Origin of the sequence: Salinicola sp. JS01 (assembly GCF_030284585.1) — a bacterium.
In the GTDB taxonomy this organism is placed as follows: domain Bacteria; phylum Pseudomonadota; class Gammaproteobacteria; order Pseudomonadales; family Halomonadaceae; genus Salinicola.
In genome coordinates this window covers 4,079,286-4,099,595 of sequence record NZ_CP127244.1, presented here as the reverse complement: position 1 = coordinate 4,099,595, position 20,310 = coordinate 4,079,286, and the positions used below count along the sequence as shown (strand labels likewise).

Annotated in this window: 19 protein-coding genes; 7 read left to right on the top strand and 12 right to left on the bottom strand. The window is 65.7% G+C overall.

The features are described 5' to 3' along the window. Positions 1-19: 19 nt before the first annotated feature. On the bottom strand, positions 20-1,093 hold the full coding sequence (locus QO259_RS18725) for an FAD:protein FMN transferase (RefSeq protein WP_285951156.1): 1,074 nt from the start codon (positions 1,091-1,093) through the stop codon (positions 20-22). A gap of 165 nt (positions 1,094-1,258) precedes the next feature. Here QO259_RS18725 and QO259_RS18720 point away from each other — a divergent pair, with 165 nt between their 5' ends. The 6 genes from QO259_RS18720 to QO259_RS18695 all read left to right on the top strand — a co-directional run bounded on the left by QO259_RS18720 (position 1,259) and on the right by QO259_RS18695 (position 9,368). Beyond that, complete coding sequence (locus tag QO259_RS18720) at positions 1,259-2,029, top strand: DeoR/GlpR family DNA-binding transcription regulator (protein WP_285951155.1); 771 nt, start codon at positions 1,259-1,261, stop codon at positions 2,027-2,029. 17 nt (positions 2,030-2,046) lie between these two features. Next, positions 2,047-3,888: a glutamine--fructose-6-phosphate transaminase (isomerizing) gene (gene glmS / locus QO259_RS18715; RefSeq protein WP_285951154.1), complete on the top strand. Its 1,842-nt coding sequence runs from the start codon at positions 2,047-2,049 to the stop codon at positions 3,886-3,888. A gap of 195 nt (positions 3,889-4,083) precedes the next feature. Next, on the top strand, positions 4,084-4,929 hold the full coding sequence (locus QO259_RS18710) for an ATP-binding cassette domain-containing protein (protein ID WP_285951153.1): 846 nt from the start codon (positions 4,084-4,086) through the stop codon (positions 4,927-4,929). Positions 4,930-5,207: 278 nt separating this feature from the next. After that, positions 5,208-5,963, top strand: coding sequence for an ABC transporter ATP-binding protein (locus QO259_RS18705; RefSeq protein WP_285952802.1), 756 nt, complete (start codon positions 5,208-5,210; stop codon positions 5,961-5,963). After that, on the top strand, positions 5,960-7,570 hold the full coding sequence (locus QO259_RS18700) for an ABC transporter substrate-binding protein (protein ID WP_285951152.1): 1,611 nt from the start codon (positions 5,960-5,962) through the stop codon (positions 7,568-7,570). The genes QO259_RS18705 and QO259_RS18700 overlap by 4 nt, the downstream gene beginning before the upstream one ends. Positions 7,571-7,604: 34 nt before the next feature. Beyond that, on the top strand, positions 7,605-9,368 hold the full coding sequence (locus QO259_RS18695; RefSeq protein ID WP_285951151.1) for an ABC transporter permease subunit: 1,764 nt from the start codon (positions 7,605-7,607) through the stop codon (positions 9,366-9,368). A 34-nt stretch (positions 9,369-9,402) separates the two neighbouring features. On the opposite strand, the gene QO259_RS18690 is transcribed toward QO259_RS18695, so the two are convergent. From QO259_RS18690 to QO259_RS18645, 10 genes are all read right to left on the bottom strand, one after another. Then, a complete protein-coding gene (locus QO259_RS18690; protein WP_285951150.1) occupies positions 9,403-10,098 on the bottom strand; it encodes a FadR/GntR family transcriptional regulator in 696 nt (231 codons plus the stop codon). A 53-nt stretch (positions 10,099-10,151) separates the two neighbouring features. Beyond that, the gene (locus QO259_RS18685) at positions 10,152-10,904 is read right to left on the bottom strand and encodes an SDR family NAD(P)-dependent oxidoreductase (RefSeq protein WP_285951149.1); all 753 of its coding nucleotides are present in this window, start codon (positions 10,902-10,904) and stop codon (positions 10,152-10,154) included. Positions 10,905-10,921: 17 nt separating this feature from the next. After that, the gene (locus QO259_RS18680) at positions 10,922-11,755 is read right to left on the bottom strand and encodes a sugar phosphate isomerase/epimerase family protein (protein WP_285951148.1); all 834 of its coding nucleotides are present in this window, start codon (positions 11,753-11,755) and stop codon (positions 10,922-10,924) included. Next, positions 11,752-12,660 carry an NAD(P)-dependent oxidoreductase gene (locus QO259_RS18675; RefSeq protein ID WP_285951147.1) on the bottom strand — a complete coding sequence of 303 codons (909 nt, stop codon included), beginning with the start codon at positions 12,658-12,660 and terminating at the stop codon, positions 11,752-11,754. The genes QO259_RS18680 and QO259_RS18675 overlap by 4 nt, the downstream gene beginning before the upstream one ends. 9 nt (positions 12,661-12,669) lie before the next feature. After that, a complete protein-coding gene (locus QO259_RS18670) occupies positions 12,670-13,929 on the bottom strand; it encodes a TRAP transporter large permease (protein WP_285951146.1) in 1,260 nt (419 codons plus the stop codon). Continuing rightward, positions 13,926-14,489: a TRAP transporter small permease gene (locus QO259_RS18665; RefSeq protein ID WP_285951145.1), complete on the bottom strand. Its 564-nt coding sequence runs from the start codon at positions 14,487-14,489 to the stop codon at positions 13,926-13,928. Before QO259_RS18665 ends, QO259_RS18670 begins: the two co-directional genes overlap by 4 nt. A 15-nt stretch (positions 14,490-14,504) precedes the next feature. Then, on the bottom strand, positions 14,505-15,572 hold the full coding sequence (locus tag QO259_RS18660; RefSeq protein WP_285951144.1) for a TRAP transporter substrate-binding protein: 1,068 nt from the start codon (positions 15,570-15,572) through the stop codon (positions 14,505-14,507). Positions 15,573-15,653: 81 nt separating this feature from the next. Then, on the bottom strand, positions 15,654-16,664 hold the full coding sequence (locus tag QO259_RS18655) for a transketolase family protein (RefSeq protein WP_285951143.1): 1,011 nt from the start codon (positions 16,662-16,664) through the stop codon (positions 15,654-15,656). Beyond that, positions 16,661-17,461: a transketolase gene (locus QO259_RS18650; protein WP_285951142.1), complete on the bottom strand. Its 801-nt coding sequence runs from the start codon at positions 17,459-17,461 to the stop codon at positions 16,661-16,663. The genes QO259_RS18655 and QO259_RS18650 overlap by 4 nt, the downstream gene beginning before the upstream one ends. A gap of 758 nt (positions 17,462-18,219) precedes the next feature. Beyond that, positions 18,220-18,927 carry an SDR family oxidoreductase gene (locus tag QO259_RS18645; RefSeq protein WP_285951141.1) on the bottom strand — a complete coding sequence of 236 codons (708 nt, stop codon included), beginning with the start codon at positions 18,925-18,927 and terminating at the stop codon, positions 18,220-18,222. A 95-nt stretch (positions 18,928-19,022) separates the two neighbouring features. Here QO259_RS18645 and QO259_RS18640 point away from each other — a divergent pair, with 95 nt between their 5' ends. Beyond that, positions 19,023-19,574, top strand: a complete 552-nt coding sequence (locus QO259_RS18640; protein ID WP_110715270.1) for a TetR/AcrR family transcriptional regulator — start codon at positions 19,023-19,025, stop codon at positions 19,572-19,574. On the opposite strand, the gene QO259_RS18635 is transcribed toward QO259_RS18640, so the two are convergent. Then, on the bottom strand, positions 19,571-20,209 hold the full coding sequence (locus QO259_RS18635; protein ID WP_285951140.1) for a TetR/AcrR family transcriptional regulator: 639 nt from the start codon (positions 20,207-20,209) through the stop codon (positions 19,571-19,573). The genes QO259_RS18640 and QO259_RS18635 overlap by 4 nt on opposite strands. Positions 20,210-20,310: the final 101 nt, after the last annotated feature.

Below are 20,310 nucleotides of genomic sequence, written 5' to 3'. Positions count from 1 at the left end.
GAGCCGCTCGCCGCAACGTTCAGGGCAGCGCCTTCACCAGGTCAGAGCCGTCCAGCGCCGGGCTCCGGCTCTCGTGCAGCTTGCCATCGCCATCCTCCTGGATGAACAGCACCGCCAGATGCTGGGCCCGCGCCACCGCCATGCCCGCCTGCTGACCCAGGCAGAGCATCGCCGTGGCCCAGGCGTCGCCCAGGCGCGGGTCGCTGCCGATCACGCTTGCCGAGACCAGATCGTGGGTCACCGGGGCGCCGGTGCGCGGATCGAGGATATGCGAGTAGCGGTGGCCTGCCGCATCGAAGAAGTGGTGATAGGTGCCCGAGGTATTGATCGACACCCCCGATTTACCAGTGATCGCGAGCACCCGCTCGACCGCCATGCGATCCGGCGAGGGACGCTCGATCGCCACCTTCCAGGTGCTGCCATCCGGCTTGCGCCCGCGCGCCAGCATGTCGCCACCGAACTCGATCAGATAGGCCTGGATGCCGGCGTTCTCCAGCACCTGACGCAGGCGCCACAGGGTGTAACCCTCACCCATCGAGGACATGTCCACCGAGAGCCCGGGCAGCGTCTTGCGTACCCGATCCTGCGCCGGGTCGAGCTGCAGATGGTCGAAGCCGACCTTGGCCAGGGTCGCTTCGATGCTTGACTGGCTCGGCGGCTGGAAGTGGTCGGCGCGAAAGCCCCACAGATCGAACAGCGGCGCGATGGTGGGGTCGTAGCAGCCCCGCGATTCGCGGTGCACCGTGTGCGCGATCGACAGCAGCTGGACGACATCGCTGGGGAGCGTCTGCCACTGGGTGGACGACCCGCGGTCGAAGCGCTCGATCAGGGAGTCGTCGCGGTAGTTGGAGATCCACAGATCGACCTGCTGCAGCGCCTGATCGATGTTCTTTTCGAGCGCTTCGGGGTCGACCTCGCGCTGCGACCACCAGCTGATGTGATAGGTCGTGCCCTCGGCCGCCCCCGCCAGCTTGTGGATCTCCGGCGGGCGCGAACAGCCCCCCAGCAGCAGCATGGCGAACAGCGTGACGACGGTGATGAGCCAGCGGAGATGGCGGCGACAGAGGGCAGTGGGCGAGGAAAGATGAAGCATCGCGGGATGACCTGAGATGAGCAGCGGTAAACGGCGTTCATTATCGCAGATCGGCTGACGAGCGGGCTGTCCGTGCGCGGAAGAGGGCGAATCCTAGACCTCTCGCTTGACATGAGACGCGCTTTAAGTTTCGATTCGATCTCAATTATCTTTCGAAGTGAAAGAATGCCGAAACGCGATACCGCCCAGCGACGCCACGCCATCCTCGCCTACGTCAACGCCCACGGCGAGACACCGGTGGAGGCGCTGGCATCGCGCTTCGCCATCTCCGAGGTCACGGTGCGCAAGGATCTCGCCACCCTGGAGAGCAGCGGCCTGCTATTGCGCCGCTATGGCGGGGCGGCGCCGCTGCCCCAGGAGATGCTGGCCGAACCGGCGCAGACGCTCTCGCCCCACAAGCGTGCCATCGCCCGCGCCGCCCGGGCGCGTATCCGTGAGCACAACCGCATCATCGTCGACAGCGGCACCACCACGGCGGCGCTGATCGGTGAGCTCGGCGGCCTGCGCGGGCTGGTGGTGATGACCAACTCCCTCGCCGTGGCCGGCGCCCTGCGCGAACTCGAACCCGAGCCGGCGCTGCTGATGACCGGCGGCACCTGGGACCCGCACTCCGAATCCTTCCAGGGGCAGGTCGCCGAACAGGTGCTGCGCGCCTACGACTTCGATCAGCTCTTCGTCGGTGCCGACGGCATCGACATCGACCGTGGCACCACCACCTACAACGAGCTGTTCGGCCTTACCCGCGTGATGGCGGAGGTCGCGCGTGAAGTGGTGGTGATGGTCGAGGCTGATAAGCTCGGCCGCCGTATTCCCAATCTGGAACTCCCCTGGGCAAGTATCGACATCCTGGTGACCGACTGGCGCCTCGCGACGGCGGATGCCGTCGCCATAGAGGCTCAGGGCGTGACGCTGGTGGTCGCCGACGCGCCCCAATAATCTCGAGGACATCGAACATGTGTGGAATCGTCGCCGCGTTGGCAGCGCGCAACGTGCAGGGCATCCTGCTGGAAGGGCTCAAGCGGCTCGAATATCGCGGCTACGACAGTGCCGGCATGGCAGTGCTGGGCGGCGATGGTGGGCTGGCACGCCTGCGCGCGCTGGGCAAGGTCGCGGCGCTGGAAGAGAAGCTCGCCGCGGAGGATCTCAAGGGGCATATCGGTATTGCCCACACCCGCTGGGCGACCCACGGCAAACCCTCCGAGGCCAACGCCCACCCGCACGTCGCCGGTGGCCGTCTGGCGCTGGTGCACAACGGCATCATCGAGAACTACGAACCGCTCAAGCGCGATCTCGAGGCCGAAGGCGTGACCTTCCACTCCGAGACCGACACCGAGGTGGTGGCGCATCTGCTCGAACGCGCCTTCGACGCCCACGGTGATCTGCTCGCCGCGGTGCAGGCGACCCTGGCCCGGATCGACGGCGCCTACGCGCTGGCGGTGATGCACGTGGAGGCCCCGCGCGAGATCGTCGGCGCGCGCAAGGGCAGCCCGCTGGTGGTCGGCGTAGGGATCGACGAGCACTTCCTCGCCTCCGACGCCCTGGCGCTTTTGCAGGTCACCGACCGCTTCATCTATCTGCAGGAGGGCGACGTGGTGCGCCTCTCCGACGCCCACGGTATCGAGATCCACAGTGCCGGCGGCGAACGCGTCGAGCGCGAAGCCCATGTCTTCGAGCATGGTGACGGCGCCGCCAGCCGCGGCGAGTATCGCCACTTCATGCTCAAGGAGATCCATGAGCAACCGGCGGTGGTCGCCGCCACCCTGGAGGGGCGCCTCAGCGGTAGCCGGGTACTGGAGAACAGCTTCGGGGTCGACGCCAAGGCGCTATTCGCGCGCGTCGAGCAGATCCATATCATCGCCTGCGGCACCAGCTATCACGCGGGTCTGGTGGCGCGCTACTGGCTGGAAAAGCTGGCCGGGATACCGACCCAGGTGGAGGTCGCCTCGGAGTATCGCTACCGCGAAGTGGTGGTGCCGAAGAACACCCTCTTCGTCACCCTCTCCCAGTCCGGAGAGACCGCCGACACCCTGGCCGCGCTGCGCTACGCCAAGGGCCGCGCCGACGGCCAGCGCTATCTCGGCGCGCTGGCGATCTGCAACGTACCGGGCAGCTCGCTGACCCGTGAATCGGATCTGGCGCTGATGACCCAGGCCGGGCCGGAGATCGGGGTCGCCTCGACCAAGGCGTTCACCACCCAGCTGGTGGCGCTGTTGCTGCTGACCCTGGCGCTGCGCCGTGAGCGCGGCGATGCCCGCGAGACGGCGCTGGTACAGGCCCTGCGCGGTCTGCCGGCGCTGCTCGAACAGGCGCTGGAGATGGACGGCCCGATCGCCGAACTTTCGGAAGCCTTCGCCGAAAAGCACCATGCGCTGTTCCTGGGCCGGGGGACCCAGTTCCCGATCGCCCTGGAGGGCGCGCTCAAGCTCAAGGAGATCTCCTACATCCACGCCGAAGCCTATCCGGCGGGTGAGCTCAAGCATGGCCCGCTGGCGCTGGTCGATGCCGACATGCCGGTGATCGCAGTGGCACCCAACGACGAGCTGCTGGAGAAGCTCAAGTCCAACCTGCAGGAAGTGCGCGCCCGCGGCGGTGAACTGTTCGTCTTCGCCGACGCCGACGTCGGGCTGACCGCCGCTGACGACCTGCGCGTGCTGCACCTGCCGCAGATCGATGAAGTGCTCGCGCCGATTCTCTACACTCTGCCGCTGCAGCTGCTCTCCTACCATGTCGCCGTGCTCAAGGGCACCGACGTGGATCAGCCGCGCAACCTGGCCAAGAGCGTGACGGTGGAATAGATCGCGACGGCGCGACGGGGACCAAGCGGTGCCCGTCGTGCCAACCGTTGCCTCGAATCATCCCTGACGCCAGACAGCCTGACTTCTCCCCCGCGCATACCGATCTCCGAAGCCGTCAATCCGGCCATAGCGCATCTCTAAATCGTTATGTTATAACTTCGCGCTTCTCGACCTTTCCAGCAGGAGCGTGGCGTGGTGCCCGAGCCCAACGAGCCCGTGTTACGGGTGGACAATCTGTCGGTGCGTCTCGGCGCGCAGCGCGTGGTGGATGGTCTCGATTTCACGGTCGGGGCGGGTGAGCGCGTCTGCCTGATCGGCCCCTCGGGTTCGGGTAAGTCGCTCACCGCGGCGGCGATCCTGGGCATCACGCCGCCCACGGCGAGCGTCGAAGGGCGTATTCGCCTTGGCGAATTCGATGTCGCCGGCGTGGTGGCGGCCCGGCGTCCGCGTGCGCTGCGCATCGGCATGGTATTCCAGAACACCCAGGCGGCCCTGAACCCGCTGGTGAGCGTGGGCGCCCAACTGAGCGAGCCTTTCGTGCGCTTCCACGGGCTACCGCGCCGGGCGGCGCGGGTCGCCGCCGCCGAGCTGCTGACGCGCATGCGACTGACGGCGGCTAATGAGCTGCTGACGCGCTCGCCCGCCGAACTCTCCGGTGGCCAGCGCCAGCGGGTCTGCGTGGCGCTGGCATTGGCCTGCAAGCCTTCACTGATCGTGGCCGATGAGCCGACCACCGCGCTGGATGCGTTGACCCAGGCAGAGGTGCTGACGCTGTTGCATGAGACCACCGGTGGCGCCGGGAAGCCTGCGCTGCTGTTCATCTCCCACGACATGGGGGCGGCCAGCCGACTGTGCCAGCGCGCGGTGATTCTGGAGCAGGGGCGGATGATCGAGAGTGGCCCGCTGGCGGATCTGGTTGCGTCACCCCGGCAGCGTTTCACCCGCGAGCTGGTGTCTGCGATGCGCAGCGCCGAGATGGCGCCCGAGATGCTGGCGGCAGCGGACGCCTGGCCCGCCGGTGCTGCGGTGGGTGAGCGATGAGACACCTCGATGATTGCCATCCGTCGAAACGCGACGAGGGCGTTCGCCCAGACGCCGATGGCTTTTCTCCAAACGCTGATGGCTCTCTCCTTAGCGCTGATGGCTCTTGTTTAAACGCTGATGGCTCTTCTCTAAACGCTGATGGCTCTTGTTTAAACGCCGATGGCGCTTCTCTAAACGCTGATGGCTCCCTCCTGCGCGTCAGTGGGCTGAGCCGCTGGGTGGCGGGGCCACGGCGCTGGGGCTGGCGGCGCGAGCGGCAGCCGATCTTGAAGGCGGTGGATTTCGCCATCCGCCCGGGGGAGTTGATCGGTCTCGCCGGGGTCTCCGGGGCGGGCAAGTCGACGCTGCTCAATCTGATGCTGGGCCTAGCGCGTGCCAACCGCGGCGAGATCTGGTGCCAGGGGCGGCGTATTCGGCCCGGTTCGGTGCGCGCGCTGCGCTGGTACCGCCGGGTGGTGCAGTACATCCCGCAAGACCCTGCTGCCTCCCTCGACCCGCGCATGCGAGTCCGCGAACTGGTGCGTGAGCCGCTGGTACATCTGGGTATCGATGGCGATCACCGGCGGCGGGTAGGCGAGGCGCTGGCCCAGGTAGGGCTGGATGGCAGTTTTCTCGAGCGCCGCCCCGACTCGCTCTCGGGTGGGCAGGCGCAGCGCGTGGCGATCGCCCGGGCGATCGTAGTGCGGCCCCGGCTGCTGCTGGCGGACGAGCCGTTGAGCGGGCTCGACCTGCCAGTGCAGGCCAAGGTCACCCGGGTGCTCAAGTCGCTCAACCACGATGCCGGCATCGGCCTTTTGCTGATCTCCCACGATCTCTCGGTGGTGTGCCGGCTGTGCCAGCGCACGCTGATCCTCGATGCCGGCGAGATCATCGAAGACCGCCCCACGGCGGCACTTTTCCGCCAGCCGGCCCAGGCGCATACCGCAGCGCTGCTGCGCGCCGCCACGACCTTTTCTACTGCCTTGTCCACGCCCGTACCGACCTCGGAAGCCGCCGGGCGCCGCCCCACGACCCAGGAGATCCCCTCGTGACCTTCCCTGCCACTGCGACTTTCGGCATCGCCGCGACGCCCCGGCGCGCCTCGACCACACGCCACCCGGTCAGCCTGCTGCGGCGCGCCCTGACGCTACCGCTGATGGTGCTGTCGTTCTCTCTTCTCGCCGGCTGCGGGCAGGATGAGGAGACCTCGGCGGCGCGTGACGATGCTCCCGAGAAGACACAGACGCAGGACCGACGACTCCGCGTCGCCATGCTGCAGCCGCCGCGCTCCGGGCTCAATCCGCTGACCGATGACGCCTTCAAGCTGTCACGCTGGCGCACCGCCGAGACGCTGATTCGGCTCGATACCAATGGTGATCCGCAGCCGTTTCTGGCCACCGAATGGGATCAGCTCGACCCGCAGACCTGGCGTTTCACCCTCCGCCCGGACGTGACCTTCCATGACGGCACCGCGCTGACCGTCGAGCGCGTGGTGGCCTCGCTCACCGCCGCGACCAACGCCGTGCCCAAACCGCGCATCCTAGACGGGGTCGAGATGCATATCGAGGCGGACGGCGAGAACGCGATCATCGTGCGCACCGCGGATGCCGACCCGCTGGTGCCCAACCGGCTCTCCAGCCCACAGCTGGCGATCATGGCGCAGCGGGCCTATGCCCAGGCGGGCCACGTCGACCCCACCCGCGCGGGCACTGGGCCCTTCGTGCTCACCGAGATCAACGGCACCCAGAGCGCCACCCTCGAGCGTTACGACGGCTACTGGGGCGAGCGTGCCGAACTCGCCGGCATCGACGCCGACTACGTGCCCGATGGCACTGCCCGCGGCGCCGCGCTGCGCACCGGGGCGGCGGATGTGGTCGAAGCGGTACCGGTGTCGCAGGTAGCGCTGATCGACCCCAAGCTGATTCACGAAGTGCCGATGCCGCGCACCAACACCCTCTATCTCAACACCACTTCCGGTGTGTTTAAGGACCCGGCTCTGCGTGCCGCGGCACGCGAGGCGCTCGACCGTGGCGCCATCGTGCGCACCGTCTACGAGGGGCGCGCCGATGTCGCCGAGGGGCTGCTGGGCCCGGCGGTGGCCTGGGCAAGCGGGCTGCGCCAGCCTGTTCAGCGCCCCGCCGCCGCCGAGCCCAGCGGCGCCCGCATCACGCTGGCTACCTTCACCGATCGCGCCGAGCTGCCTGAAGTGGCCGTGCTGCTCGAACAGCAGCTCGAGGCGGCGGGTTTCGATGTCGAGCAGGAGGTGCGCCAGTACGCGCATATCGAGCCCGACATGCTGGCGGGCAAGTTCGACGCCTTCATCCTGTCGCGGGCGACCCTGCTCGATTCCGGCGACCCGGTCGCCTATATGGTCAGCGACTTCTCCTGCGTGGGCTCGTTCAACATCGCTCAACTGTGCGATCCGGCGATCGACGCCGCGCTGGCCAAGGCCGGCGATCTGCCGCCAGGCCCGGAACGGCGTCAGGCGATCATCCAGGCCGAGGCGGCGATCCTGAAAACGGACGCCGCGATCCCCATGCTCCACGAGCGGGTGATCCAGGGCGAAGCCACCAATGTGGTCGGGGCACTGCGCGACCCGCGCGAGCGCGAGCTGATCGATGAGCACACCCACTTCCGTCAGGCTGACGATGCCCGCTAGTCAGGCGCCGAGCAGGGCCCCGCGGGCCATCACGATGGCATGGCGCTGGGAGGCGTGGCAGCGCCTGCTGCCGACGCTGTCGCGGCTGGTGACGCTGGCCGGCGTGGTGGTACTGGTGGGGCTGCTGCCGTGGCTCTCCGGGCGTGACCCGGCGCTGAGCATTCTGCGCGCCCGCGCCGGCGATCAGAATCCGAGTGCAGAGGCGCTGGATGCCATCCGTGCCCAGCTCGGCCTGGCCATGGGGCCGTTCGAGAAGCTGGGCCACTGGCTGAGCGGGCTTACGCACGGCGATGCCGGTGTCTCCTGGATCTCCGGCACCCCGGTGCTGCCGGGCATGTTGCAGGCGTCACAGGTCTCGCTGACGCTGATGGCTGCAGCGCTGGGCGTGGCGCTGGTGGTCACCCTGCTGCTCTGCCTGCCGACGCTCAAGCGGGGGCTCGCCGGCGAGGCGACGCCGACCTCCGGTGCGCTGGGGGCGGCGCTTACCGCGCTGCCGGAATTCCTGCTCGCGGCGCTGTTGCTGGTGGTCTTTGCCGCCTGGCTCAACTGGCTGCCGCCCTATGGCTGGGGTGACTGGCGCCATCTGATCCTACCGGCGCTGGCCCTCGGCCTGCCCGGCGGCGGGCTGCTCGGGCGGCTGTTCAGCGATGCGCTGACGGCGGCATTCGCCGAGCGCTGGGTGGTGACCTGGCACGTGGCCGGCTTTGCGCGCCGGCGTATCGCCCTGGCGGCGATCCAGCGCACCCTGTCAAGCCTGCTGCCGCAGGTGGGGCTGGTGATGGTGGGGTTGACCGGCGGCGCGGTCGCGGTGGAGCAGGTGTTCTCCATTCCCGGTCTGGGGCGGGCCACCCTGGGGGCCGCCTCGGCCCAGGACCTGCCGGCGCTGCAGACCGGTATCCTGATTCTGCTCGTTATCGCCATCGTGCTGGGTGGCGCCGCCAATCTGTGCCGGACACTGCTGCTGGGGCGCACCCTGCGTGCCGGCGCTGTGCCAGTGGCGATGGCGCCAACTGAACCCGGACGCTGGCGCTGGCTGATACCTGCGCTCGCGGCGGCGGCGCTCGCGCTGATCATCGTCGCGGGGCTTTGGCGTGATCCGCTGAGTTCGGCTTACCTGCGGCTGCAGCCGCCGAGCCTGGCGCTGCCGCTGGGGGCCGATGGGATCGGCCGCGATATCCTGGCGCGGGTCAGCCATGGCGCGCTCTCGACCATGGGCATGGCGCTGCTGGCGGTAGGCATCACCTTTGTGCTTGGAGTGACGATGGGGCTAATGCCGCGTCTCGCCGCCGGGCCGATCGAGATCACCAACGCCACCCCGCCGGTGATCGCCGGACTGATCGTCGCCGGTCTGATGGGGCCGAGCGCCAGCGGCGCGGTGATTGCGATCACGCTGGTGAACTGGGCACCATTGGCGGCCCACACCGCAGCGCTGGTGACCGAAACGCTGGGACAGCCGCACGTGCGCATCACCCCGATGCTTGGCGTGGGGCGGCTGCGGCTGCTCACCCGCTACCTGCTGCCGGCGGTGGTTGGCCCGGTGTTCCGCCACGCCATGCTGCGCCTGCCGGGCACCGCGCTGGCGCTGGCGGCGCTGGGCTTTCTCGGGCTGGGCCCACGGCCACCGGCGCCCGAGTGGGGGCTGCTGCTGGCCGAAAGCCTGCCCTATCTTGAACGCGCGCCCTGGGCGGTACTGGTACCCGCACTGGCGCTGGTGCTGATGTCGGTCCTGGCAGTCTCGCTCTCCAGCGCCGGGTCGCTGCCGCGGTGGCGCAGGACGGCAGCGCCGGTTTCAGCCTGAACGCCTGTGGCTACGGTGTTCGCGTGAGTGGGCCTCAGCTACCCGCATACGAGCGCATCGTCTGCTGATTCCAGGTCTCGAAGTGATCGAACATGGCCTGGCGCGCCAGGTCGGGGTCCCTCGCCTTGATCGCCGCGACGATGGCGATATGGGTTTCGTTGGTCTTCTTCAGCGACTGCGGGTATTGGCGCGCGAGCACGCGGCGGTGGTGAAGCACTTTTTTCAGCACCGACGAGAGTCCCTGGAAAATGATCAAAATGGCGGGGTTACCGGCCATGATCGCCAGCTGTTCGTGGAACTCGTAGTCGGCCTGGAGACCGTCGTTGATATCCGTGGTGGTGACGATGCGCTCGCAGAGCTGCTCCAGTGTTTCCAACTCCTGGGCGGTGTGATGCGTCGCCGCGGCCTGGATGATCTCGCGTTCGAACATCTCCCGCGCCGTTTCCATGTGATCGACGGAGATATAGTTCAACTTCAGGGCCAGTTCGAAGTAGAGCTGGATGAAGACGGGTTCGGGCATTTTCAGGAACGTGCCCGAACCCTGCCGGCGCTCGATGAATCCCAGGCTCTGGAGCACCGACAGCAGATTCCTGACCGATGAGCGATGCATCGAGAAGCGCTCGCACAGCGTTCTTTCCGGCGGCAGTTTCAGGCGTCCATCGCGGGACAGTTCCGATACCGAAACGAAGTCGTGCAATTTGGCCAGAAGGTCGGAATCAATCTCGCTCATAGGCGTTCCAGTCGCTGCCGTCGGTCGAAAGAGGTCGGCGGCAGCTTAGCATGTCAATGAATGTGCATACCGCCGTTCACATCGATCGTGGCACCGGTGATATAGCTGGAGAGGTCGCTGGCCAGGAACAGGAATGCGTTGGCGACATCGTCGGGCAGGCCGAGCCGCTTTAGTGGAATCCCTTCGAGGATCGGAGCCTTCATTTCCTCGGTCAACTTGCCGGCAGTGATATCGGTATCGATCAGCCCGGGCGTCACCGAGTTGACGCGAATGCCAAAGGCCCCCAGCTCGCGGGCCATCGCCTTGCCCAGACCCAGCATTCCGGCCTTGGCGGCGCTGTAGTGGGGCCCGCCGAAAATACCGCCGCCGCGCTGCGCCGAAACCGAAGAGGTATTGGCGATCGCGCCACCGCCCGCTGCCTTCATGTGCGGCACCACGGCCTGGGACATGTAGAGCATACCGCGCAGGTTGACGTCGAGGATTCGGTCGTAGCCCTCGGGGTCGATCTCTTCGAACTTCACCGGCTGGGTGATACCGGCGTTGTTGATGAGCACATCGATCTTGCCGAATCGTTCGAGCGCGCGCTCGACCACGTCGCGGCATTCGTCGCGGCGGGTGACATTGGCCACCACCACCAGACAGCGCTCGGGGTCGAACGCCTGGCGTACCGCATCGCAGGCCGATTCGTCGATATCGGAGATGACGATGTTCGCCCCGTGTTCGTAGAACAGGCGAGCGGTCTTCAAGCCGATGCCACGGGCACCGGCGGCGCCAGTGATGAGGCAAACCTTGTTGTCGAGAAGCATGTGGGTATCTCCAGGCGTCATTGAAGGTTGTCGAGCCATTCGAGGGAACGGCCGAGTTTTTCCTCGATCAGATCGAGAGGTAGTGGCTTGGCGTCCCGCCAGGGTTGCGCCTGGGGGTCCCGGTGGAGCCGGAAGGGAAGTTCCAGCGAGAACGACCGCTCGGCGGCCACGAGGGCGCGGAGTACGCGGGCCTCGTCGATATCGCTGTCGCCGAGTTCGGTGAAGTCGTACCCGTCAGCCGTGCGGCGGCAGGGCTTGATATGGAAGTGATCCGCCAGCGGCAGGGCCTGCTCGATGTCCGCTTCGGGTGAGCGTGCGGGCTGGTGCGAGAGCAGGTTGCCGCAGTCGTAGTTGATGCCGAAGGTCGCATCATCGAGGGTGGCCATCAGCGCCGGGATGTCGCCGGCGTGATCGAGCATGTTGGGTTCACCGTTGCCGGGGTTCTCGAGCAGGATGCGCACGCCATGGTGGCGGGCGATATGACCCATCCGCTCGGCATTGGCGAGAAAGCGTGCCCGGTTGCCGAGCGTCGCGGCATTGGTGATAACGAACTTGGCGCCGAGTGCTGCGGCGAATCGGCAGCGCGCTTCGAGTCGCGCCGGGGCGTTGTCGAGCCCGAGATCGATATGGCCGGAGAAGTAGCGGCAGTGCTGATCGAGACCGCGCATCTCGCGACACAGATCGTCGGCCAGTGCCAGGGTCAGATCGGCATCGGTGAACGCCTCCACGTAGCCGTCGATGAAGGCGAACTCGACTTGGCGCACGCCGCAGCGGGCCAGGGACGGCAGGATGCGGTCGAAGCCGTAACCGTCGTAGGCCGCTGTGCTGACGGAACACGAAAGCGCGCTCATGCCTGGCTGCCTCCCTCGGGGTCGCAGCCGTTGAGCCGGCGATAGGTGCGGATCAACTGGCTGTCGTCCAGACGGCCTTCGCCGCCCTCTGCCGTGGCCACGAAGAGCTGATGCGCGCTGTGGGCGAGAGGCGTATAGGCCCGCGACGAAGCGGCGGCGTCGCAGACGATGCCCAGGTCCTTGCAGAAGATATCGATGGCGCTGGTGACCTCCCCCGGCGGCGCGACCATTCGCGGCCCCCGGTCGCGCAGCATCCAACTGGAGGCGGCCGACCCCTGGACCAGCTCGAGGGCGACCTGCCGGTCGATGCCGCTCTTCTCGGCCAGGGCCAGCGCTTCCGCCGCCGCCGCGATATGCACCCCGCACAGCAACTGATTGACCGCCTTCATGGCCGCGCCCTGCCCGGGGCGATCGCCGACCTCGAAGATCGCCTGGCCGAGGATCTCGAACAGCACACGACAGCGCGCGAGTGGCGCCGCCTCGCCGGCGGCCATGATGCTGAGCGTGCCGGCTTTCGCCCCCACCACGCCGCCCGACACTGGGGCATCCACGTAGTGAAGATCCGGCCGTACGGCCGCGACCTCGGCGGCCAGCGCTGCGGCATCGGCCGGCGCGACGGTGGACATCTGCACGATGCAGGCGTCTGCGGGCAGCTGGGATACCAGCCCGCCGGCGACGAGAACATCGGAGAACAGCAGCGCGCGAATCTGCGCGGCGTTGACCACCATGATCACCAGCGCCTCGACGCTGTCGATAGCGGCTTTGTGGCCGGACGCCTGGCGGTGAAAGGCGTCGGCACGCTCGCTCAGGGCGTCCAGAGCGAGTACCTCGAGCCCGGCCTGGTCGAGGTTCTCGGCCATGGGCCAGCCCATGGCACCCAGGCCTGCAACAGCGACTCTCTTCATCAGGGTTCCTCAGTAAAGGATCAGTGCGGGCACGTACGAGACGAGCAGCAGCACGCTGATCGCGACGAGATAGAACGGAATGAGTTCGCGCACGACGCTGCCGATGCGCTCGCGCGCGATGGCCGAGGCGACGAACAGCGTGGTGCCGATAGGGGGTGTGAACAGCCCGATGCTCAGGTTCACACACATGATGATGCCGAGCTGGACCAGATCCATGCCGATGGCGTTGGCGATCGAGACCAGGGTCGGCCCCAGCAGCAGGATCGCCGCCGGTAGATCGAGGAACATGCCGATGAACAGCAGCAGCAGGTTGATCGCCAGAATGACCAGGATCGGATTGCCGAGGGTGTCCACCGCCCACTGGGCCACCGCCTGGGGCACACCACCGCTGGTGAGGATGTAAGCGATGATATTGGCGGCGGCGATGATCAGCATGACCATGCCGGTCGTCACCACCGTGCCCGAGAGCGCGGCGACCACGCGGGCAAGGGTCAGGTCGCGGTAGATCAGCGCACTGACCACCAGCGCATAGGCCACGGCGATGATGCTGACCTCCGTGGGCGTGGCGATACCGGTGCGCAGCAGCACCAGAATGATCACCGGCATCAGCAGGGCGGGCAGCGCCGTGACCAGGATGCTCCGGACCTCCTGTGCGGTGTATTTCAAGGTGAGGCGGGGAAAGTTGCGGCGCTTTCCGGTCACGTAGCAGGCGGTCATCATCCCGATCGCCAGCATCAGCGCCGGCAGCACGCCGGCAATGAACAGCGCCGCGATGGAGACGTTGGAGACCGTGGCGAACAGGATCAGCGGGATCGACGGCGGCATCAGACCGGCGATCACCGACGACGAAGCGGTGACCGCGGCGCCGAAGGCCCCAGGGTAGCCCTCTCTCTTCTGCCAGGGGATGAGCATCGACCCCAGTGCCGACGCCTCGGCAACGGCAGAGCCGGAAACACCGCCGAAGATCGTCGAACCGACCACGTTGACCTGGCCGAGCCCGCCGGGGTACTTGCCGACCAGCATCGAGGCGAGCGCCACCAGGCGTTGCCCCAGCTTGCCGGACATCATCAGGCTGCCGGAGAGCACGAAGAACGGAATCGCCAGCAGCGGAAAGCTCTGGGTCGGCTGGAAGATCTTCATCACCACCATGCTCGAGGGCATCGAGCCGAACACCGACAGCGCCGTCCAGCCGCTGATCACCAGCGAATAGCCCACTGGCATCGCCATCAGCATGAGCAGCACGAAGGAGATCAACATGTTGACCGTCATGAGGCTTCCTCCCCGTGGGTCGCCAGCGACTCGGCGACCGGCACCCGGCGGTCGAGCGCGATGAGAACGTTGAGCAGGGAAACCAGTGCCAGGCCAGCGAAGCCGACGACGACCGACCAGTAGGACCACGACATGGCGATGCCGGTAATGGGCAGGCGCTGGCCGCCCGCGATGGCGACCACGTCCAGCCCGTGCCAGGCGATGAATGAGAAGGCGACGACTGCGAGCAGGTTGGTCGCGAGACCGATCACGCGTCGCAGCGGCGGCGGCAGCCGTTCGACCACCGCCTCGATCCCGATATGCTCGTTCTTGGCCGCGGTCGCGACGATCGCGCACATGGTGAGCCACGGAAACAGGATGTTGGGGACTTCCGACGTCCAGTCGAGATTCGTCTCCCACACGTAGCGCACGAACACGGCCGCCAGCAGCGTGGCGAACATCACCAGCAGCGAGAGAATGCCGAGCCACTTGAACAGGTGATGAATCGCGGCTTTCAGGCGCAGCGGGGGCGAACCGGGATGCCCCGGTTCGCCATGCCTTCCTGCGATGACATCAGACATGGCGAACGCTCCCGTTTACTGTGACGCGGTTTTCGCGGCTTCGACGACCATGTCGACCATCTTCGGGTACTTCTGCCGCCAGGCATCGTAGACGCCGCGCGTCGCCTCGATGAAAGGCGCCTGATCCACCTCGTTGAATGTCACCCCCGCCTGCTCCATCTTCGCGCGCAGCTCCTTGTCGGCCGCGAGCGAGGCCTGGCGGTTGTACTTTCCGGCTTCGATGGCGGCGTTCTGGATGACCTTCTGGTCTTCGGGAGAGAGGCCATCCCAGACGATCTTGCTCATCAGCAGCGGCGTGGACTCGTACTTGTGGCCGGTAAGCGAGATGTACTTCTGTACCTCATAGAGCTTTGACGAATAGATGTTCATCAGCGGGTTCTCCTGGCCATCCACCACGCCCTGCTGCAGCGCGATATAGAGCTCGGAGAAGTTCATCGGGGTTGGTGTCGCCCCCAGCGCGTCGAAGATATCCACGGTCATCTCGTCCGGCGGCGTGCGGATCTTCAGCCCTTTCAGGTCGGCGGGCTTCTCGATCGGGCGGACGTTGTTGCTGACGTGACGGATGCCGTTGTCCCACAGCGCCAGCAGCACCAGCCCCTGCTCTTGCGCCAGGCGCTTGAGTTCGTCGCCGACCTTGCCATCCATCACCTTCCAGGCGGTGGGCAACGAATCGAACAGAAACGGCAGCCCCAGCACGGAGAACTGCGGGACGATGCTCGCCACCGGGCCCTGACTGTTGGCGCTGAATGCCAGGCTGCCCATGCGCATCAGGGTCAGCGCTTCCATGTCATCGCCATACTGGGCATTGCCGCCCACGTCGACGTGGATCTGGCCGTGGGTGCCCTCCTCGACGAGCTTGGCGAAGCGCTCGGAGGCTTCCCATTTGGGATTGCCCTCGGCGGCGTTGTGGGCCAGTTGCAAGGTCTGCGCTGCCAGCGCCGGCGTGTTGGCGGCGAGGGCGACGGCGAGAGCGGCAGCCAGGGCCGTGGTTTTCTGAAGCGCTTTTGGAATCGCTTGTGGAATCGCTTTTGGAATCGTTGTCGGAATCGCTTTCAGGATCGTTTTCAGGGTCGCTTTAGTCATTGTCGTTGCGCTCATGGTTGCTGACGGGGCATGGGGTTACTGACGGTACGTGGTGAAGCCCTCGCTATGGCGCGTTCCGGCTCAGCTGGCGTGCGTGAGCGAGATGCGCGACGCCAGGGTCTTCACCACTGCCTGGGTCGAGATGCCATAGCGGTCATGCAGGGTGGGCAGTGCGCCGGCGTCGAGGAACGCATCCGGCAGCCCGATCTGGTGGAACTCCGGATGCACGCCGGCATTCATCAGGAGTGCGGCCACGCTCTCGCCCAGCCCGCCGATGACGGAGTGATTCTCCGCCACGTAGACGGGGCGCTGGGGATGACGCCGAATCTCATCGAGAATCGTCTGCGCATCCAGCGGCTTGATGGTGGGCGAGTGAAGCACTCCCACGTGCATGCCGCGCTCGGCGAGGAGGTCGGCGGCTTCGATGGCACGCATGGTCATCAGCCCGGAGGAGATGATCAGCGCATCCTCGCCATCCATGAGTCTGCGCGCCTTGCCGATCTCGAAGCGGTAGTCCGCAAAGCGATCGAGCACGCGGGGCACCTTGCCGCGCAGCAGACGCAGGTAGACCGGCCCATCGTGGGCGGCCATGGCATGGGTGGCCTGCTCGATATCCACCGCATCACAGGGGTCGACGATGGTGAGGTTCGGCATGCCGCGGAAGATCGCCATGTCCTCGGTCGCCTGATGGCTCGGCCCGTAACCGGTGGTGAGGCCCGGCAGCGCGCAGACGATCTTGACGTTGAGTTTCTCCTCGGCGATCGCCATGCAGATGAAGTCGTAGGCCCGGCGTGAGGCGAAGACGCCATAGGTGGTCACAAATGGGATAAAACCCTCGCGTGCCATGCCGGCACCGGCACTCATCAGCAGCTGCTCGGCCATCCCCATCTGATAGTGGCGCTCGGGATAGGCCTGGGCGAAGACGTGCAGGTCGGTGTACTTGCCCAGGTCCGCGGTCATGCCGACGATACGCTCATCGGCCGCGGCCGCCTCGACCAGGGCATGGCCGAAGGGTGCCGAGGTGGTCGGCTGACCTTCCGCCGCCAGTGAAGCGATCATCGCGGATGTCTTGAGTCGCGGTTGGGTCGTCATGAGTGCTCGCTCCCTGCGGCGTGGGATGAATGGGCATAGGTATCGTCGAGTTGCTTCAGGGCGATGCGCCATTCGTCTTCGTCGACGCGTATGAAGTGGGTCTTGTCGCGGTCTTCGAGCAGCGGCACGCCGCGCCCCATCAGGGTGTCGCAGATGATGACGCAGGGTTTGCCGTCGGCGCTTTCCAGTGCGCTATCGAAGGCCTCGACCAGCGCGGCGATGTCGTTGCCGTTCACCCGTAGCGCGGTCCAGCCGAAGGCGCGCCACTTGTCGGCGAAGGGCTCGTAGTCGAGTACGCTCGACGACTTGTCGTCGGCCTGCTGATCGTTGACATCGACGATGGCGACCAGGTTGTCGAGCTTCCAGTGGGCGGCCGAGGCGGCGGCCTCCCAGGTCGAGCCCTCGTTGAGTTCGCCGTCGGAGAGCAGGTTGAAGATGCGCGAATGGCTCTGCTTGCGCTTCAGGCCGAGCGCCATGCCGACACCGATTCCCAGCCCGTGGCCCAGCGAGCCGCCGGTGATCTCCATGCCGGGGGTGTAGGCCGCCATCCCGGACATCGGCAGCATGCTGTCGTCGCTGCCGTAGTTCTCGATTTCGCTCTCGCTGATGACGCCTGCCTCGATCAACGCGGCATAGAGAGCGATGGCGTAGTGACCGATCGACAGCAGGAAGCGATCGCGCTCTTCCCACTCGGGGTCGTCGGCGCGCAGATTCATGGCACGGAAGTAGGCGACCGCGAGGACGTCGGCAATGCCCAGGGCCTGGCCCACGTAACCCTGGCCCTGCACTTCTCCCATGAGGAGCGCATGGCGACGGATCCGATAGGCGTGTCGTCGAAGGGCGGGAATATCGGCGGGGGCGATCACGCGGTGGGTAGCCGGCTGCATAGAACGGGTTCCGTGAATTGGTTGACCAATTAACGGTAATGAGGGCCTGCAGTGAAAAGAAGACCGACTTTGGTCGCAGCAGCGCCATCACTCGAAGTGGATGAATCGGCTCAACCCCGTCTGAACGAAAGAAGCGGCCACGCGGTCGCCAAAAAATGCTTCTGGTTATCAGATGATTACGGGATTCTTGAGTGACGCCTGTCTGTTACGGCTAGGTACGTCCAGGCAGGGGGCTGGAAGGGATCGGGTACTGCCAACCTGAGACTAATGGTTAACCATTTTAAGAGTGCTGGCGGCAGGTATGAGACGAGAGCGCCTCGTGGCACCGATAGGACATCGGTGCCACGAGGCGTCTTTAGCTCACCGCCACCAGCAGGCTCTCCAGCGACTCGCGCGGGATATCGCGGGTGATGAACACCGGCCGCGCAGCCGGGCTAGGCACTGTCTAAAAAGTACTGTGCTCGCCCATGCGGCGTTAAACATCGGCTGGCGCGCCAGCCCGTTCCGGTTTCGCCGATTTTTGCCTTACCTGGCCTTCGCTCGTCGACTTTTCAGACAGCGCCTAGGCGCTTCTCCGTTGAATGAGCAGGAGGAAGGCCGGGAGACAAAACGATGGAGGGATACAGTGAAGAGGCTAGGGCGACCTCTACAACTGGCATTCGTTGCCATCAACGCTCCAGAGGCAATTGGTATATCTCGGGAGAGTCGGAGAGCGACTGATGCACGCTTCGGGAAATCTCGTCGGCGAGCACCTCTCTCGCATTCGCCTCGAGCGCTGCATAAGTCTTATCCACGACCTCGCCAGGAGCCGTCTTGGGCACATCTAGATCGCGGGTGAGATCGGTGTCGATAAAGCCGACATGTAGCGCCAATACTTGGGTTTGCTGCTCGGTGAGCGCGTGTCGCAGGCCATTTGTCAGCGACCAGGCCGCGGCCTTGCTGACGCCGTAGGTGCTAAGAAAAGGCGTATTGATCCAACTGGCGACCGAGAGCACGTTGATGATTCCGCCACCACCATTGGCCTTCAGCACGGGTGCAAAGGCCTGCGTGACACGCAATGGGCCGAATAGATTCACCGCCAACTCTGCTTGCATGGCGATTTCCGCCTCAGCATCGAGAAGCGGGCGCGAGTCGGCAATGCCGGCGTTGTTGATCAGTAGGGTGACGTCATGGCAGCGCTTGGCTGCGATCTTCACCTCGTCAGGTGAAGTCACGTCCATTTGAACCGGTATCACGCCCGGGATGGCTACTCCATCAGGGTTGCGTGCTGCGCCATAGACCTTTTTCGCGCCCAACGTCAGCGCACGCTCGGCAAAGGCCTTTCCCAGGCCACGATTGGCGCCAGTCACGAGGACGACGGCATCTTTGAGTTTCATGGCTTTCTCCAGTGAAAACTATGGGACGTACTTCTCGAATGACATAATCAATCTAGCCTGATAGATTACGAGTGTCATCTAAAAAGAGTCGAAAGATGAGTCGAGTTTCCAAGGAACGTGCCGCCCTCAATCGCGAAGCCGCTGTGGTGGCGGCGTCCGCCCTGATCCGCGAAAAGGGACTGAACGGTATCGGCGTGCGAGAGCTGATGGCGTCGGTGGGTCTGACCCAAGGCGCTTTGTCGAAGCAATTCGGTAGCAAGGAACAACTGGCGGCCGAGGCCTGTCGTCACGCTTTTGAGAGCGCGAGCGAAGCATTGAGCGCTGCTGCGGGCGCGAGCGATGCCGATCAGCCGCGGCGTCTGACCGCGTTTTATCTCGAACCCAAGGCGGCGGATCGGAGCTGCCCGATGGCGATGCTCTCGTCAGACGCTGCGCGCTGTCCGCAGGCGAGCGCTTTCCGCCAAGCTTATGATGAGGGACTCAGCGCGATGATCACCGACTTCACCGGTAATCCGCCGTCACGTGATCGTTTGGCGCTGGTTGCTGCTTGGGTGGGCGCGGCGCTGTTGATCAACGCCACGCAGGATGAGGCGCTGATCTTGCAGATTAGGCAGGCGGTCGAGCAACTGAGCGAGACGATAGCCTAGTTGGATTCCGCTGGTGCAGTGGCGGGAAAGCGCGCGCGATGGCGGTCGGCGAAGCGCGCCAGGTCCGCCTCGGTGCAGGGCTGACCGGTAAAGATGCGAACGTACTCGGCGACCCGGGTAATGCGGGTGTCCTTGCTCTCCTGTACGTGCATGGAGATGTAACCGATCTGGAGCAGGTAGACGGTCCTCGCGCGAGTATCCGCCTCCAGCGCGGGGTAGCCGAAGCGCGAAAACATCGCCTGGATCGCGGCCAGCCGCTCGGCGTCGGCGCGCTGCACGCGCTTGGCCACCGCCGGGTCCTGCAGGCTCCAACTGCGTACGGCGTATTCGAATTCGGAATCGAACACCGCGGGATCGAACCAGCAGTCGAAGACGTTGAGCGTAGCTTCGACGATCGAAGCGGCGTAGCGCTCGCTTTGGGTGATGACGGCCTGGGTGTTCTGCGCCTCCCAGCGTGCCAGCAGCGCCTCCAGAATCTCCTCGCGATCCTTGAACAGCCAGTAGAAGCTGGTCCGCGAGGTCTTCAACTGCTTGGCCAGCGGCATGATCTTGACCGCGCCGACCCCGGCGCCGATCAACAGCGTATAGGCGGCATCGACCCACGCCTTGCGGTTGTTGGCGAGTTCGTCTTTCACGATGAGTCCTTGGTGACGGTGGGCAGGATGCTGAGCGTAGCAGGCCGGAGGCCGGTGTTTTAGACCCGCCTTGACCTTTCGTGTACACCAGTGTCATTTAA

Bases quoted from the DNA above. Each gene is read 5' to 3' on its own strand.
- QO259_RS18725 (WP_285951156.1), bottom strand. From the start codon at position 1,093: ATGCTTCATCTTTCCTCGCCCACTGCCCTCTGTCGCCGCCATCTCCGC.
- QO259_RS18720 (WP_285951155.1), top strand. From the start codon at position 1,259: ATGCCGAAACGCGATACCGCCCAGCGACGCCACGCCATCCTCGCCTAC.
- glmS (WP_285951154.1), top strand. From the start codon at position 2,047: ATGTGTGGAATCGTCGCCGCGTTGGCAGCGCGCAACGTGCAGGGCATC.
- QO259_RS18695 (WP_285951151.1), top strand. From the start codon at position 7,605: ATGGCATGGCGCTGGGAGGCGTGGCAGCGCCTGCTGCCGACGCTGTCG.
- QO259_RS18690 (WP_285951150.1), bottom strand. From the start codon at position 10,098: ATGAGCGAGATTGATTCCGACCTTCTGGCCAAATTGCACGACTTCGTT.
- QO259_RS18685 (WP_285951149.1), bottom strand. From the start codon at position 10,904: ATGCTTCTCGACAACAAGGTTTGCCTCATCACTGGCGCCGCCGGTGCC.
- QO259_RS18680 (WP_285951148.1), bottom strand. From the start codon at position 11,755: ATGAGCGCGCTTTCGTGTTCCGTCAGCACAGCGGCCTACGACGGTTAC.
- QO259_RS18675 (WP_285951147.1), bottom strand. From the start codon at position 12,660: ATGAAGAGAGTCGCTGTTGCAGGCCTGGGTGCCATGGGCTGGCCCATG.
- QO259_RS18670 (WP_285951146.1), bottom strand. From the start codon at position 13,929: ATGACGGTCAACATGTTGATCTCCTTCGTGCTGCTCATGCTGATGGCG.
- QO259_RS18665 (WP_285951145.1), bottom strand. From the start codon at position 14,489: ATGTCTGATGTCATCGCAGGAAGGCATGGCGAACCGGGGCATCCCGGT.
- QO259_RS18660 (WP_285951144.1), bottom strand. From the start codon at position 15,572: ATGACTAAAGCGACCCTGAAAACGATCCTGAAAGCGATTCCGACAACG.
- QO259_RS18655 (WP_285951143.1), bottom strand. From the start codon at position 16,664: ATGACGACCCAACCGCGACTCAAGACATCCGCGATGATCGCTTCACTG.
- QO259_RS18650 (WP_285951142.1), bottom strand. From the start codon at position 17,461: ATGGGAGAAGTGCAGGGCCAGGGTTACGTGGGCCAGGCCCTGGGCATT.
- QO259_RS18645 (WP_285951141.1), bottom strand. From the start codon at position 18,927: ATGAAACTCAAAGATGCCGTCGTCCTCGTGACTGGCGCCAATCGTGGC.
- QO259_RS18640 (WP_110715270.1), top strand. From the start codon at position 19,023: ATGAGTCGAGTTTCCAAGGAACGTGCCGCCCTCAATCGCGAAGCCGCT.